The organism is Actinomyces sp. ph3 (assembly GCF_000308055.1).
Classification (GTDB): domain Bacteria; phylum Actinomycetota; class Actinomycetes; order Actinomycetales; family Actinomycetaceae; genus Pauljensenia.
On sequence record NZ_CAGY01000001.1, the window covers coordinates 141,342 to 155,660 of the forward strand.

The window sequence follows — 14,319 nt, forward strand, 5'->3', positions numbered from 1 at the left end:
TCTGGCACGCGCGGAAGCGAGTGTCATCTTCAGTGCATATGCGATTGCGCAAGAGAACGCAGTGTTGCAATTTCCTCAAAGGCATCGTCGGCTCGGAAGATTGCCGATCCTGCAACAAAATTTGTTGCGCCCGCGTCAGCAGCACGTTCAATAGTCTTACGCGAGACTCCCCCATCAACTTGAATCGAGATATCCAAAGATGCTGAGGCGATGGCATCCCGCGTTCGTTGGATCTTTGGAAGCATCGATTCAAGGAAACTTTGACCGCCGAAACCTGGTTCAACCGTCATAATCAAGATCATGTCGAATTCCGGCAAAATATCGACGTAGGGCGCGATGTCTGTCGAAGGCTTGAGCGCAAGAGCAGCACGGGCACCCAGACGTCGGATTTCCCGAGCCGTGCGGATCGGTGCGGAAGCGGCCTCGGCATGGAAGGTGACCGACGCACAACCGGCTTCTGCGTACGCAGGTGCCCACCGATCTGGATCTTCAATCATCAGGTGAGCATCAATGGGCAAGATGCCAGTGTTGACGCAGGCCTCCACGACGGGAAGACCCCACGTGAGGTTCGGGACAAAGTGATTGTCCATGACATCTACATGAGCGATATCAGCACTGGAAATCTTTTTCAGTTCGTCCTCAAGTCTGGCAATATCGCAATTAAGAATCGAAGGCGAAATGAGCGGCGTGGTCATGAGAGCTCCTGAGCTACTGGAAGTTTTCGGAGAGCAGCAATAAACATAAGATCAGTTTCGTTACGGTGTTCCCAAAGCTGAATTGTTCGAGCAGCAATTCCTTCTGCTTGCGGAAGGTTAAGGGGCCTGGGAGTAATTTGCGAGGCCACAGGATGCAGATCCACCAGCTCGACATGTCCCGTGGAGAGAACACGTGAAATCTGATCGAGAGTTTCCTGCACTACCGGCGAGCAGGTGATGTAAACAGTCACTCCCCCAGGCCTGGTCAATTCGATTCCTCGATCGAGTAGCTCCGCCTGAAGGGAAACCAACTGCGAGACATCATCTTGATTTCTGCGCCAACGTGATTCCGGTCGACGACGCATCGATCCAAGGCCAGAGCACGGCGCATCAATAATGACACGGTCGAAAGACTCTAAAGCCCAGCGTGTGCCCTCACCGCCAAAGCGTGTTCCATCGGAACACACGACTTCAGTGTTATCAAGGAGTTCGAGGGTCTTTTCGACGAGTCGCGCTCGATGAGAGTGCACCTCGTTGGCGACAAGCTGAGCGCCTCGTTCAACACCTAATGAAGCGACCAGCGCCGCTTTACCTCCGGGACCTGCGCAAAGGTCGAGCCAGCTCTGATCTTTCCCCGTCACGGGGACTTGAGCTGCCAAAATCCCGGCTAGTTGAGAACCCTCATCCTGAACCGCTGCTCGTCTCTGCCTGATTGCAGGAATACGGGCTGGATCCCCGGACTCGAGAAGAACAGCGTAGGGAGATACCTCGCCATCAGCGATACGAGTTCGCAAGTGATCAAGACACTGATCAGCAAGTTCATCAACCTCAATGAGGCTTGGGCGTGCGACGAGAGAAACGTAGGGTGCCTGGTTGTTAGCAGCCAGAAGCTCCGTAATCTCTTCACTGGAACAACCATTGGCAACGAGCGCACGACAATATTCCTCGACCATCCATTGCGGATGAGAGTATTCGATCGCCAGGCGTTCTGATTCCGGAAGTTCATTCAAAGCTTCCTGCCTTGCCTCGTCACCCTCACGGATCACAGAACGCAAAACAGCATTAATGAACTTTGCTGGACCGGCACTGAGATACTGCCGCGAAAGATCAACGGTTTGCGAAACCGCAGCATGGTCGGGAACCCGCATGCGCAGCAACTGATAAACGCCAAGACGCAGGATATCGACGATGCCGCCTTCGATATCGGAAAGCGGACGGGAAGAGTTTCGAGAGATCACCCAATCAAGGAATCCCTGTTCGCGTAGGGTGCCGTAGGTGAGTTCAACAGCGAAAGCTCGGTCACGTTGATCGAGATGCGCCTGTCCTTCAAAAGATTTCAGAACTTTTGGAAGAACCAGATTTGCGTAGGCATCCTCATTGCGCACCAGTGTTAGGACCTCGAAGGCAACCTGGCGGGCAGGATCCGCTTCGCGGAAGGAACGATATCCATCGGAATAACGGTGAGTTGCCATCAGAGCGCTATCCCTTCACCGAGTCGAGCATCACTGTCCAATCGGGCGCCGCGTGCCCATGCAGCTGCATCCATCCATTTTTTCCCGGCAGGAGCAACCTGACCAAGCTCGAGACAGAAGTCCGTGCAACCAACAAGGACGCTCTTCTTCGAAACGATGAGACGGCCAGGGCCGGGGGTGGGAACATCGGTCAAAGAAACCTTACCTAGCTTGAGTCGTTGCCCACGAAACTCCGTATATGCACCTGGGCTGGGAATCACTGCGCGGATTCTCAGCCACGTCTGGCGGGCACTCTCATCAAAGGAGACAGCACCATCACTGGGTTCCAAGCGCCGGGCATAGCTGAGTTCCACACCCTCTGGTACGACTTGTGGTTGTGCAAGAGCTTGTCCGGCCTCAATTGCATTCACCACATCGACAACTTGCTGAGCGCCTAAACGCGCCATCTCATCGAGGAGCTCACCGCTGGTCTGATCGGCGATCTCGACCTTTTTGCGAGAAAAAACGGGACCCGTATCCAACCCCTCTTCTAGCTGGAAAACGCTAGATGCAGTTTCATTCAACCCCGAAAGGATTGCCCACTGCACGGGAGCTGCACCACGGAAGAATGGCAGATCTGAGAAATGAAGATTGAGCCAACCATGCGGAAGAGCCTCAAGCACACGCAGAGGAATCAGAGCGCCATAGGCGACGACAACCGCGATATCAGCATTCCACGCACGAATGCGGTCCAAGGCCTCGTCTCCTTTAAGAGACGAGGTTTCGAAGAGATCAATTCCAGCTTCACTTGCACGCTGCGCAATGGGCGATGGGACTAGATGGCGCCCACGACCGCTCTTTGCTGGAGGACGAGTAATAACGCCAACGACCTCATGTGGCGAGGAAATCAGGGCTTCAAGGGTCGGTAACGCCGGCTCAGGGGTACCTGCAAAAACAATACGCACGCTCATAGTGTATCGGCTTGTCTAGAACAGCTCAGGAGGATTTAAGGTGAGGCGAAGCGGATAGCGTTTACGTGCCGAACGCACACCATTACGTTCGCGAAGTACTTGTGCGAGTTGAGGATAATCAGCTGTCGCACAGCGAATAAGAGCGCGCCGGTCATCCGGACGATGACCGATCTTTCCAACCGAAGGCGCATCAACAATACCGATTAGCTCTGCAGGGAGATCCTGACAAAAAGCATTCACTTGGTCAAGAGGTCCGTCGATTGCAACGATTGATGCAGTTGGTGGGAAACGAAGAACCTTGCGTTCATCAAGAAGCTGTTGAATATAGTCTTCGGGACTCCATCTAATGAGTGCCTGCGCAAGCGCGTGTTCGACCCCAGTAGAGACCCATATTCGAGCGTGAGGACGGGTCAGTGCGCCGGCATTCAGCCACCTGCGCAGCGCTTCTTCTGGGGCCCACATCTCGGGCCTCGAGGCAAGCGCCGCAGCTGAGGGGATAATTACTGCCGCGTAGCCGTCCTGAGCTTTGGGCTCCACGCCAGGAGTAGAGACAATTATCCGTGCTTCGGGACCAACACGCGGACGCGTTTCGTCATTCGCTTGAGTGATGGTTAAGGGAATTTGAGGGAAAGAACGACCGATTTCTTCGCCGATGCGCTCAGAGCCAAGGCGCCACCATTTAAGGGTTGTCCCCTGGCATTTAAGGCACGACCAATTCTCGGTCTTGCGTTCGCACCATGAACACACTATCGAATGGTCAGCCTCTAATTGAAGCGGTCCTGAGCAGTATTCGCAGCGGGCAGGCCTTCCGCAGCGAGAACAACCGACGACAGGGATATATCCCGAATGCGCAGAAAGAATGAGAACGGGTCCCTCTTTCAATCCCGCACGAATACAGGAGAATGCATCCGGTGGTAGATAAGTAAAAGCAGACTTTCCCTGCCGCTCCTGATCAAAAGAATCAGCGACGACAAAACGTCCCGTCGATGCTCGCAATACCTCACGTTGTGGAGTAAGAGAAATCGCCCAGGAGCGTTCGACAAGATACTGCGCTTTTACCGAGCGAGAGTAGTTTCCAACAGCAAGAGCGACATGTTCAAGATGTGAACGTGCAACCGCCACGTCCAATGCATCAGTGCGCGGAGCGCGCGGTTCACGAAGATGGTCATCCCCATCGCCCCAGATAACGATCAATCCGAGGTCCTTCATGGGAAGCCACACCGCTGAACGCGTTCCAACGATGACGCGATGCGTCCCCATCTTCGCTTGAAGGTACAAACGGTAGCGCTCGCTGGCCGTCTGCTCTGTGGTGTAAATGGGGATCGATGCGTCAAAAATCGTAGACAACGAAGAAGCTAGTTCACCGGCAACTCGAGAAGTCGGCACAACGATAAGAGCCGTCTTTCCGGCTTTCTGAACAGAAGCAATAAGATGGGCAATTTCAGATTCTGATCGTCCCGGAATTGATGTCCATACGGCGCGCGGGCACTCACCCTGACTCACATGTTCAAGAAATGCATGGCCAAGTTCAAAAGCTTCCCAGGGATCTCCCTGCCCGATCTTCAACTCAGCAGGCCTTGAGGACATTGATTCTTGCTCAACCCGTGCACGCCTTGTGGGAATGGCAATGCTCAAGACCGTAGAAGCGGTTGAGAGAAAACGCTTGCCTATGTAGGAAGCTAATTCAAAAGTCTTCGGTGAAACGACTGAAATAGTCGAAACAACATCGATAATTTCGCGGATGGCCGCGTCGATGTTACTGCGTTTTTCACACGAAACGACCCATCCAATTCGTTTTCGTCCCGCAAGGGGAACCTGCACGATAAATCCAGTGAGATCCATCGACTCCCATTGGGTGGGGACGAGATAATCCAGCGGGTAATCAAGGTGTGAAAGGTCAGAATCAACATAGACATGCGCAATCAACCGTGGTACATCACGGTCTGATTCAAAACCCGGAAGGGGCAACGCGTCCATCACCATACACCTAGTTCAACACATTGAACCGGCATTTGAAGACCGATTGAGCACCAACTGATCAATTACCGAAAAGTACTGAACCGTATCGCACAACGATCATCGCAAGAACAGCTGCAATAACGAGGACGACGACCAGCCAGTCTCCACCGGCCTTCATCACAGACTTCCACCACGCAGGTGCGGGGAGTACTCCCTGAGAAATGCATACTCGTGTAAGTCCAAACCACACAAGCGTCGTCGTTATTGTGATGAGCAAACACCAAGGACACAAAACGTGAATGACGAAATACGATTGCGTGAAGAGCCAATATGCGAAGAGCAGGCCGATGGTATAGAGAGCTTCAACCCCCAGGAAATACCATTTCGGAAAACGTACCCCTGCAATGAGAGCGAAGGAAACGGTCAAGACGACGGCCTCGAAAAAGATCCCCAAAAAGGCATTTGGGAATCCCAACACTCGAGCCTGCGGAGTGGCTGCGACCGCAGAACACGACAGAACCGAAGAAACGTCACAGCTAAATGTTCGTCCCTGATCCGCCGCCAACTGCCACGCCTCGATCGAGAGGACGAAGGACGCGCATAAACCGATGATCCCCGAAACCGCCATTTCGATGGCGGTTCCGCGGTTTATCGGGCGGGCGGCGCAAGGGGCGGCACTCATTGAAGAATTTCCTGGAGACGAGCCACGCGATCCGTCTGCTCCCAGGGGAAAATCGGACGACCAAAGTGACCGTAAGCAGCGGTTTTCGCGTAAATCGGACGTAGAAGATCAAGGTCTTCGATGATTCCCGCAGGGCGAAGATCAAAGCACTGAGTGATGGCATCGGTAAGAACGTCATCACTCACAGTTCCGGTACCAAAGGTCTCGACATAAAGTCCGACCGGATGCGCGCGACCAATTGCATAGGCCAATTGAATCTCACAGCGCCTTGCATAGCCTGCGGCAACGATATTCTTAGCGATCCAACGCGCCGCGTATGCAGCCGAACGGTCAACCTTTGACGGATCTTTGCCAGAGAAAGCACCGCCTCCGTGGCGAGCCATGCCTCCGTAGGTGTCAACAATAATCTTGCGTCCGGTCAGACCGGCATCGCCAGCAGGTCCACCGATAACAAAGCGCCCAGAAGGATTAACAAGAAGCTTCATTGTTTCAGTTGAAAGCCCCAAGCCCGTCTCTTCGAGCACAGGAGAAACAACCAGTTCACGCAGTTGCTCTTCGAGTTCACTCACGCCAAGCTCGGGGTCATGCTGAGTCGAAATGACAAGCGTATCGATCTCGCGAGGAATGCCCTGCTCATCATAAGCAAGAGTGACCTGTGTCTTTCCGTCAGGACGAAGACCATGAGCAAGTCCTTGATGGCGAACTGCAGCAAGACGCTCTGCTAGCTTGTGCGCAAGCCAAATTGGAGCAGGCATAAAATCAGGAGTTTCATCCGAGGCATAGCCGAACATCATGCCCTGGTCACCCGCGCCCTGAGCCTCACGACGATCCTCATTTGAACCGTAACGCGTCTCCAAGGAATGATCCACGCCATCTGCGATATCACTGCTTTGGGCACCAATGGACACGGAAACACCGCAGGAAGCGCCGTCGAATCCCTTACGGGATGAGTCGTAACCGATTTCGAGGATCTGTTCGCGGACAATCTGCGGAATTTCAACATAAGCGTTGGTTGAAACTTCGCCGGCCACATGAACCAAACCGGTTGTCACCATTGTTTCCACAGCAACACGCGACTGAGGATCGGCCTCAAGTAGGGCGTCCAAAATCGAGTCAGAAATTCGGTCACAGACCTTATCGGGGTGACCTTCGGTTACGGATTCAGAAGTAAAGTACTTACGCATATCGCTCACGCCTCCATCGTATCGAACCGCTGTGAAATGAGATCAATGAGGATTCGGGCAACATCTGCCTTCGTTCCCCCACCTTGGGTCACTACCGACCCCTCTTGGTTCAGGACATATACATAGTTGGGAACATCGCCAAATCCGATATCTGCACCCACTGCATTCACAGCAAGATAGTCCGCACCTTTACGCTTGGCTTTCGCCGCCCCATAGGACAGTACGGTGTTTTGATCGCCGGTCTCAGCAGCAAAGCCAAGGACCACGCGTGGGCGGTCGGGAGACGAACTCACGCTGCGTAGAACATCAGTCGTTTCCGTGAGTTCGATCCGAGGTGGCGCTGATTCGTTCTCTTCTTTTTTGATTTTCGAGGCCGAGGCCGCCCGTGGGCGGTAGTCAGCAACCGCAGCCGCCATGACCAATGCATTGCTGTGCCCAAGATGAGACATCACAGCGTCATAGACGTCTTGAGCGGAAGGAGCATCGATCACGCTGCACCCCTGAGGAATAAGAGCAGCCTCGATATTGGAAGTTATTAAAGTAACCTCGGCCCCGCGACTAAGGGCCTCGCGGGCGATTGCGATTCCCTGTCGGCCACTCGAGCGGTTACCAAGGAAGCGGACTGGATCAATCGCTTCACGAGTTCCACCGGCGGTGATCAGAATTTTCTTTCCCGCAAGGTCACCTGATACGCCATACGCTTTACGCACGTGCGCTGCGATAACCTCGGGCTCACTCATCCGACCAGCCCCGTGGTCACCGGAAGCAAGATCACCATCTTCCGGGCCGACAACGATATATCCGCGCTTCCGAAGCCGGGCAATATTCTCCTGCGTTGCGGCCGCGCGCCACATTTGCGTGTGCATAGCAGGTGCAATAACTACAGGGCAATCGCTGGCAAGAACAGTGGTTGTCAAAAGGTCATCGGCCTGACCATTCGCTATCCGAGCAATAACATCAGCTGTAGCGGGTGCAATAACAATAGCGGCACAACCCCGCGCTAACTCGACATGGTCTGCTCCCCCACCGTGAAAAACATCGGTGTTCACGCTCTCGAGGGTGAGCCCTTCCCAGGTTGCTCGCCCAACGAACTCAAGCGAAGAAGGTGTTGGAACAACGCGGACACGGAAGCCGTCTCTTTGAAGGATTCTCAAAAGGAAAACGGCTTTATATGCAGCAATGCCCGCTGACACACCGAGAACGATGTGAGCGGGCTGCTGATCAGGCTTGGGGTGCTGACTCAAGGGTCAACAGGCCTTCATCAATTTCACGAAGCGCGATCGCCAAGGGCTTCTCGTCGACTTCAGTTTCTACAACAGGTCCGACGAACTGGATCATGTTCTGCTCAAGCTGGATGTTGTAGGAGTTGATCTGACGAGCACGACGGGCAGCAAAAATCACCAAGGCATACTTTGAATCAACGTGCTCCAGCAGGTCGTCAATCGGCGGGTAGGTGATGCCTTCGGGCTGCGCAACAATTCCGGACATGCAAATCTCTCCTGTGTAACTGGCAAGAACCGGCTTCTATTCTAGCCCCATCACATGGGCTAGTTCATGGACAGCAAGCTCCAAATCATCATTAACGATGGTGACATCAAACTCATCTGCAGCTGCAAGCTCGACCTTTGCAGTACGCAAACGTCGCTCTTGTTCAGCGGGGTCTTCAGTACCGCGACCGACTAAGCGAGAGACAAGCTCTTCCCACGACGGCGGTGCGATAAAAACAAAGCGAGCGTCCGGAAGTGATTTACGAACTTGACGCACACCAGCAACATCGATTTCGAGCAGGAAAGGCACTCCGCGTCGAACTGCACCATCAACTGGACCACGCGGTGTTCCGTAATGATATTTCCCGTGAACGAGTGCCCACTCCAGCATTTGTTTGGAATCAATAAGCTGGGCGAACTGGTCCTCACTGACAAAGTGGTAGTGCACCCCGTCGATTTCTCCCGGTCGCGGAGGACGCGTTGTCATCGAAATCGAGAGTTCAACTTCAGGAAATAGCTCGCGTAAGCGCGCGATCACAGTTCCCTTACCAACAGCCGTGGGACCTGCAATGACAGTAACCGTAGATGAAGACATGCCTGTATGCTGCCACAGCTGGCTTAAAAGTTCAGCCGAAGCGACGAATTAATTCTTCTCGCTGCACCTGACCAAGACCTCGAACACGCCTTGAAGGCGCAATCTTGATCTCATTCATCAATGCTTCCGCAGTACTTACACCGACTCGAGGCAGGGCTTCCAGTAAAGAACGCACCTTCATCTTCGCGATTGCATCATCTGTTGCAGCCATGTCGATGACTTCAGACAGAGTAATCTTTCGCGATTTGAGCGCATCCTTCACCTCAGCGCGCCGACGACGAGCGCGCGTCGCCTTCTCAAGAGCCTGGGCTCGCTGTTGCGGAGTCAGATCTGGCAGTGCCATCTCACTACGCTCCTTTTTCTAGATTCCCCTGACAGGAATAAGCATCGCACTATTTTGATAGTTTTTGGTGCAACTGCAACCGACGATGCGCGCAACACGGGCAAAAAACGAGTGAGGACTCATTCAAAAAAACATCAATACTGATGTGCGTTTAAGAACGTGATTGCTCAGTATCCGTTTCACTGCGGGGAAACTCTTGCCATCAATTTTGAAGTAGAAACTGCCTGTGACCTGCAGGGCGGGAAACTCTTAGAGCATCGCAAAAACAAACTGAAATCCGAACAGGTGGCTATAGCAGGAATTAAAGAGAAGTGCGAGTGTGAAAAATTGGAACAACTTCCTTCACAGTCTTTTGTGTTAAACATCACACCCTGATTGATGTGTTCGGAGTGTCATAAACGGGGGTACCTGTAGGCACCCCCGTTTACCACTCACACTATTTCAGTATTCGTTGAGAAGATCATCTAGCTCTGTCAGTTCATCCGCACTGAGTTCTTCATCAGGCTCATTGCCATTGTCAACCTCGCTTGAGTGCCGAGACCATGAAGGAGACTCAATATCTTGACGAATCGCATCAAGAATCGCATTCACAAAGCCTGCGGATTCTTCCGTTGAAATCGACTTAACAATTGAAATTGCCTCGTCGATTGCAATAACGGGAGGAACCTCTTCAGAGTTAGACAGCATTTCCCAGACTGCGACTCGCAGGACTGCGCGATCGACTGCGGGAATTCGATCAAGGCCGGTACGAGCATGAGTATCAATCAAACGATCAATCCGGTACAGCTCGTCGGCGACACCTTCGATCATACGAATCGAATAATCCGGGAGAGGTGTCAGTGCTGCTGTAATGACCTTGCGCTCACGAAGGAGATCACGCAAGACAGTGGCATTACGCCCCATGCCACGCTGATCTGCCTCGTAGACGACATCAGCGGCACGCTTACGTGCTTTGGTACGAGAAGTGAACTGATGTTTGTGAGACATTATCAGTCAGTCACGCGGCCGGAGTAGGAACCATCGCGGGTATCAACCTTCACGCGGGTGCCCTCTTCCATGAAGAGTGGAACCTGAATCTCGTAACCGGTTTCGAGCGTTGCAGGCTTCGTACCAGCGGAAGAACGGTCACCCTGCAAACCGGGCTCGGTGTGCGCAATCGTCAAAACGACCGTCGCAGGAAGTTCAATGAAGAGAACCTGACCGTCATGCTGAGAAACAATCACATCCTGATTCTCGACCATGAAATGAGCAGCGTCGCCGACAACCTCTGCAGGGACATTGATTTGCTCGTAGGTAGAGGAATCCATGAAGACGTAGTCGGTACCATCCTGGTAGAGGTAGGTCATATCACGACGGTCAACCGTCGCAGTCTCGATCTTCATGCCCGCATTGAAAGTGCGATCAACGATCTTGCCAGAGAGGACATTCTTGATCTTGGTGCGAACGAATGCGGGGCCCTTACCCGGCTTGACATGCTGGAACTCGACAACCTGCCAGAGCTGGCCGTCGATCACCATGACGGTGCCGTTCTTCAGATCATTTGTCGTTGCCACTATAAAATCCTCCCAATCGGGTGAGCTTAAACCGTGGCTATCTTACACGCTGCAATGATGGTATCCGCTACCTCACGCGCCGTATTTTCGCCAGTATCACATGAGAAAGTGGCGAGATCTTGGTAAGTGCTATCCAATTGCCGACTCATCGCGGCAAATAGCGCTCTTGGGGTCCCCAATCCCACAGAACGCGGCGCATTGAGTCCCACGCGACGCGCAGCCTCATCGATGGAAGTCCTCAGAAGCACAACTGAAGTACCTTCATCGATCAGCTGCGAAAGCTTGGAAAGAATCCGAGAACTATTGACCTGCGAGGGCGACAACACGGCAATATCGCAGCCATCGGACAAAAGCTGGATTCCAGCGCTCTCCAGCGCTTCTTGCAACGGGAAGTGCTCGTCCAGCACTAATTCATCAAATGATCGCGAATATGCGGATTCAAGAAGTTCTTGATCTTCTTGCACTCTTAAGCCACAGGTCTTTGCAATTTCCTGTGCAACGCAGGTTTTTCCGCTTCCAGAGGTCCCAACAAGAACCAAGGTCGGATGCACACGCCCATTCACTGTCGCATCCCCATCGAGAGAGCGCAATCAATAACTTCCTTCGGATTTACCTTCACAGTAACAGGATGGTTCACTCCATCTAGAAGAACGAAGCGCAAAACTCCGGCCCGTACCTTCTTATCCGAAAGCATCACTTCAAGCAATGCGTCAATCGACGCACCCTCATAAAAGGTTGGAAGTCCAAGCACAGAGAAATCCTCAATATGACGTTGAACCTCGGCTTCACTCAGCATCCCCCGACGCTGCGCTAGATGAGCTGCAAACACACAACCGATAGCCACTGCCTCACCGTGGCGATAGTGGAAGTTCTCAATTTTTTCGATCGCATGTGCCAGCGTATGTCCGTAGTTTAAGAATTCACGGGGACCGCTCTCATGAAGATCAGCGCTCACTACTCGAGCTTTAACGGCAATGGATCGTTCAATGAGTTCAGCGATCTCCTCAGAACGGGGATCATAGACAGCCTCGGGATTAGCTTCGACGATCGAAAGGATCGCGGGATCTGAAATAAAACCGTATTTAACAACCTCACCAAGTCCCGCACGATAGTCGTCGTGGTTCAAAGTTTCGAGGCGATCAAGATCAACGACAACGCGCCGCGGAGAATGAAAGGCGCCAACAAGGTTCTTACCTACGGGAGTATTGATACCGGTCTTGCCTCCAACCGAGGCATCAACCATCCCGAGCAAGGTTGTGGGCACTGCAATGAAATCAATGCCACGCAACCATGAAGCAGCAAGGAATCCTCCAACATCTGTTGAGGCTCCCCCACCGACGGCAATCACTGCATCCGCGCGTCCGAGTCTGAATTTTCCGGCGCCGTCCCACAGGGAGGCCATGACCTCAATGGTCTTAGCCTCTTCCCCATCTGGAAGAATCTGTGTAGAAACCTCGTAGCCTAAGCCTTCAAGCTGAGATGCACATTCAAGAGCGTAATTACTCACGTGTGGTGCGCAAACGATGAGAAGCTTCGTCGTATTTTCGCGTAAGACCTGCTGAAGGACTTCCTTCGCCAGATTCCTTCCGATAACGACGTCGTAGGGGGTATCAACGTTGACTGGAATCGTCACGCTCATCGTCTTCACCAACTTCTCGAAGAATTTGCTCAACAACATGAATAACAGGTTCTGAACTGGTTTGAACCTCTAGCGAGGCAACCTCCGGAAAATATTCCTTACGTGCTTCCCATAGCTCTTCAAGACGCGCCTGTGCATCCCCCGCGAGCAGAGGGCGATCCGACCCCTGAGATCGGCGGAGTAATTCTGGGAGTTCCGCCTTGATATAGACCACGAAGCAGTTGCGCAAGCGTTCACGGGTCGCTTTTCGGGTGAGTGCTCCCCCGCCTAAGGAGATAACCCCCGGATAGCTCAGAGCCTGCTTAATAACCTCTTCTTCAAGCTGTCGGAAGTATTCCTCACCATCGGTTGAGAAAATCTCCGGAATTTTGCGGCCGGTAGTTTCCTCAATCAAGGCATCTGAATCACGATGTTCAAGCCCCAGAGCCAACGCAAGTTCCCGTCCTACTCTGCTCTTTCCACTGGCAGGCATGCCGACAAGAACGATCTGCTGTCTGGTCACAGCGCATTCCCCAGACGTTCATCAATACGAGAAAGATACGCGGAGAGATTACGCGCGCATTCTGAGAGGGAGTAGCCTCCGGCATGGTCAGCTATCGCGCGCGCAAGAACCAAGGCGACCTCGGCCTCGGCAATAACAGCGCCGGGAACTACCTGGCAGGTATCAGAGCGCTGGTGGAGTGCCCGAGCTTCCTCTCCATTGGCCAGATCAATTGTTTTCAAGGCGTGAGGAACCGTTGAGATTGGCTTGAAAGCAGCACGGACGACAATCGGCTGACCATTGGATGTCCCACCTTCGATACCACCGGCATGGTTCGAGCTACGCTGAACGCGTCCATCGACACGCTCAATCTCATCATGAGCCTGTGAACCGCGAAGACGCGACTGTGCAAAGCCATCACCGATTTCGACGCCCTTGACAGACTGGATCGACATCAATGCCGCGGCTAATTGAGTATCAAGCCGGCGATCCGCCTGGACATGCGTACCAACACCGATCGGAACGCCCCATGCAACAACCTCAACAACACCGCCAACGGTATCTCCCAAGGAGCGTGTCTCCTCAACGCATTCAAGGAAACGCGCCTCATCGCGAGCATCTAGGCAGCGCATGGGCGAAGCGTTCAGTGCAGCCTCGTCCTCAGGTGATGGAAGGGCACCTGACTGCCCCTGAACAGGGCCAACAGCAACCACGTGGGAAACTAACTGAATTCCAGCAAGCTGGCGAAGGTAGGCCTCGGCGCAGGCGCCAAGGGCAACCCGAGCTGCAGTTTCTCGCGCACTTGCGCGCTCAAGTACGGGACGAATTTCCGCGAGGTCGTAGGAAAGAACCCCGGGCAGGTCCGCATGACCCGGGCGAGGCTTCGTCAAGGGCTTATTACGCGCAACCTCACGTTCGTCCCCCTTGCCAGCGTCGATCAGTAGATCTTCACGCGTGACGGGATCGGCGGACATGACCTTCTCCCACTTAGGCCACTCGCTATTTGCAATCTCAATGGCGATCGGCGCACCGGTGGTTCGACCATGACGTACTCCACCAAGGATACGGACCTCATCGGCCTCAAACTTTTGGCGAGCGCCACGACCGGCTCCTAAGCGCCGACGCGCAAGGGCATCGCGAATAATCTGGGTCGTAAGCTCGATACCTGAAGGAAGGCCCTCAAGGGTAGCAACCAACGCAGGACCGTGTGATTCACCAGCAGTAAGCCATCTGAGCATGTTTGTAGTCTCTCATAACCAGCGCGAACGCTTCGAGAGCA

16 protein-coding genes are annotated in these 14,319 nt (G+C 53.4%); all 16 read right to left on the reverse strand.

The window, feature by feature from the left end; translation table 11 throughout:
• Window positions 1-29: 29 nt before the first annotated feature.
• Window positions 30-695: a ribulose-phosphate 3-epimerase gene (gene rpe / locus HGAS_RS00605; protein WP_019126030.1), complete on the reverse strand. Its 666-nt coding sequence runs from the start codon at window positions 693-695 to the stop codon at window positions 30-32.
• Window positions 692-2,167, reverse strand: a complete 1,476-nt coding sequence (locus tag HGAS_RS00610) for a transcription antitermination factor NusB (RefSeq protein ID WP_019126031.1) — start codon at window positions 2,165-2,167, stop codon at window positions 692-694. The genes rpe and HGAS_RS00610 overlap by 4 nt, the downstream gene beginning before the upstream one ends.
• Entirely contained in the window at window positions 2,167-3,111 is a 945-nt protein-coding gene (gene fmt, locus HGAS_RS00615) for a methionyl-tRNA formyltransferase (protein WP_019126032.1), read from the reverse strand. The genes HGAS_RS00610 and fmt overlap by 1 nt, the downstream gene beginning before the upstream one ends.
• Window positions 3,112-3,132: 21 nt before the next feature.
• Window positions 3,133-5,094: a primosomal protein gene (locus HGAS_RS00620; protein ID WP_233993653.1), complete on the reverse strand. Its 1,962-nt coding sequence runs from the start codon at window positions 5,092-5,094 to the stop codon at window positions 3,133-3,135.
• A 61-nt stretch (window positions 5,095-5,155) separates the two neighbouring features.
• Window positions 5,156-5,758, reverse strand: a complete 603-nt coding sequence (locus HGAS_RS00625) for a vitamin K epoxide reductase family protein (RefSeq protein ID WP_019126034.1) — start codon at window positions 5,756-5,758, stop codon at window positions 5,156-5,158.
• Window positions 5,755-6,942 carry a methionine adenosyltransferase gene (gene metK / locus HGAS_RS00630; RefSeq protein ID WP_034233675.1) on the reverse strand — a complete coding sequence of 396 codons (1,188 nt, stop codon included), beginning with the start codon at window positions 6,940-6,942 and terminating at the stop codon, window positions 5,755-5,757. The genes HGAS_RS00625 and metK overlap by 4 nt, the downstream gene beginning before the upstream one ends.
• 5 nt (window positions 6,943-6,947) lie before the next feature.
• Complete coding sequence (gene coaBC, locus HGAS_RS00635) at window positions 6,948-8,186, reverse strand: bifunctional phosphopantothenoylcysteine decarboxylase/phosphopantothenate--cysteine ligase CoaBC (protein ID WP_019126036.1); 1,239 nt, start codon at window positions 8,184-8,186, stop codon at window positions 6,948-6,950.
• Window positions 8,164-8,430 (reverse strand): DNA-directed RNA polymerase subunit omega, encoded by a 267-nt coding sequence (gene rpoZ / locus HGAS_RS00640; protein ID WP_009409401.1) that lies wholly within the window; start codon window positions 8,428-8,430, stop codon window positions 8,164-8,166. The genes coaBC and rpoZ overlap by 23 nt, the downstream gene beginning before the upstream one ends.
• 36 nt (window positions 8,431-8,466) lie before the next feature.
• Window positions 8,467-9,024 (reverse strand): guanylate kinase, encoded by a 558-nt coding sequence (gene gmk, locus HGAS_RS00645; protein WP_019126037.1) that lies wholly within the window; start codon window positions 9,022-9,024, stop codon window positions 8,467-8,469.
• 31 nt (window positions 9,025-9,055) lie between these two features.
• Window positions 9,056-9,367: an integration host factor, actinobacterial type gene (gene mihF, locus HGAS_RS00650; protein ID WP_009409399.1), complete on the reverse strand. Its 312-nt coding sequence runs from the start codon at window positions 9,365-9,367 to the stop codon at window positions 9,056-9,058.
• A gap of 441 nt (window positions 9,368-9,808) precedes the next feature.
• Complete coding sequence (gene nusB / locus HGAS_RS00655) at window positions 9,809-10,354, reverse strand: transcription antitermination factor NusB (protein ID WP_019126038.1); 546 nt, start codon at window positions 10,352-10,354, stop codon at window positions 9,809-9,811.
• 2 nt (window positions 10,355-10,356) lie between these two features.
• Window positions 10,357-10,920, reverse strand: coding sequence for an elongation factor P (gene efp / locus HGAS_RS00660; RefSeq protein WP_019126039.1), 564 nt, complete (start codon window positions 10,918-10,920; stop codon window positions 10,357-10,359).
• Between the two features lie 26 nt (window positions 10,921-10,946).
• Window positions 10,947-11,510, reverse strand: coding sequence for a shikimate kinase (locus tag HGAS_RS00665; RefSeq protein ID WP_019126040.1), 564 nt, complete (start codon window positions 11,508-11,510; stop codon window positions 10,947-10,949).
• Window positions 11,480-12,559 carry a 3-dehydroquinate synthase gene (gene aroB / locus HGAS_RS00670; protein ID WP_026066545.1) on the reverse strand — a complete coding sequence of 360 codons (1,080 nt, stop codon included), beginning with the start codon at window positions 12,557-12,559 and terminating at the stop codon, window positions 11,480-11,482. The genes HGAS_RS00665 and aroB overlap by 31 nt, the downstream gene beginning before the upstream one ends.
• The gene (locus tag HGAS_RS00675; RefSeq protein ID WP_019126042.1) at window positions 12,531-13,061 is read right to left on the reverse strand and encodes a shikimate kinase; all 531 of its coding nucleotides are present in this window, start codon (window positions 13,059-13,061) and stop codon (window positions 12,531-12,533) included. Before HGAS_RS00675 ends, aroB begins: the two co-directional genes overlap by 29 nt.
• The gene (aroC, locus tag HGAS_RS00680; protein ID WP_019126043.1) at window positions 13,058-14,278 is read right to left on the reverse strand and encodes a chorismate synthase; all 1,221 of its coding nucleotides are present in this window, start codon (window positions 14,276-14,278) and stop codon (window positions 13,058-13,060) included. The genes HGAS_RS00675 and aroC overlap by 4 nt, the downstream gene beginning before the upstream one ends.
• Between the last annotated feature and the right edge of the window lie 41 nt (window positions 14,279-14,319).

Excerpts from the sequence above, each read along its gene's own strand:
- rpe (WP_019126030.1), bottom strand. The coding sequence starts at position 695 with ATGACCACGCCGCTCATTTCGCCTTCGATTCTTAATTGCGATATTGCC.
- HGAS_RS00610 (WP_019126031.1), bottom strand. The coding sequence starts at position 2,167 with ATGGCAACTCACCGTTATTCCGATGGATATCGTTCCTTCCGCGAAGCG.
- HGAS_RS00620 (WP_233993653.1), bottom strand. The coding sequence starts at position 5,094 with ATGGACGCGTTGCCCCTTCCGGGTTTTGAATCAGACCGTGATGTACCA.
- HGAS_RS00625 (WP_019126034.1), bottom strand. The coding sequence starts at position 5,758 with ATGAGTGCCGCCCCTTGCGCCGCCCGCCCGATAAACCGCGGAACCGCC.
- metK (WP_034233675.1), bottom strand. The coding sequence starts at position 6,942 with ATGCGTAAGTACTTTACTTCTGAATCCGTAACCGAAGGTCACCCCGAT.
- rpoZ (WP_009409401.1), bottom strand. The coding sequence starts at position 8,430 with ATGTCCGGAATTGTTGCGCAGCCCGAAGGCATCACCTACCCGCCGATT.
- gmk (WP_019126037.1), bottom strand. The coding sequence starts at position 9,024 with ATGTCTTCATCTACGGTTACTGTCATTGCAGGTCCCACGGCTGTTGGT.
- mihF (WP_009409399.1), bottom strand. The coding sequence starts at position 9,367 with ATGGCACTGCCAGATCTGACTCCGCAACAGCGAGCCCAGGCTCTTGAG.
- nusB (WP_019126038.1), bottom strand. The coding sequence starts at position 10,354 with ATGTCTCACAAACATCAGTTCACTTCTCGTACCAAAGCACGTAAGCGT.
- aroB (WP_026066545.1), bottom strand. The coding sequence starts at position 12,559 with ATGAGCGTGACGATTCCAGTCAACGTTGATACCCCCTACGACGTCGTT.
- aroC (WP_019126043.1), bottom strand. The coding sequence starts at position 14,278 with ATGCTCAGATGGCTTACTGCTGGTGAATCACACGGTCCTGCGTTGGTT.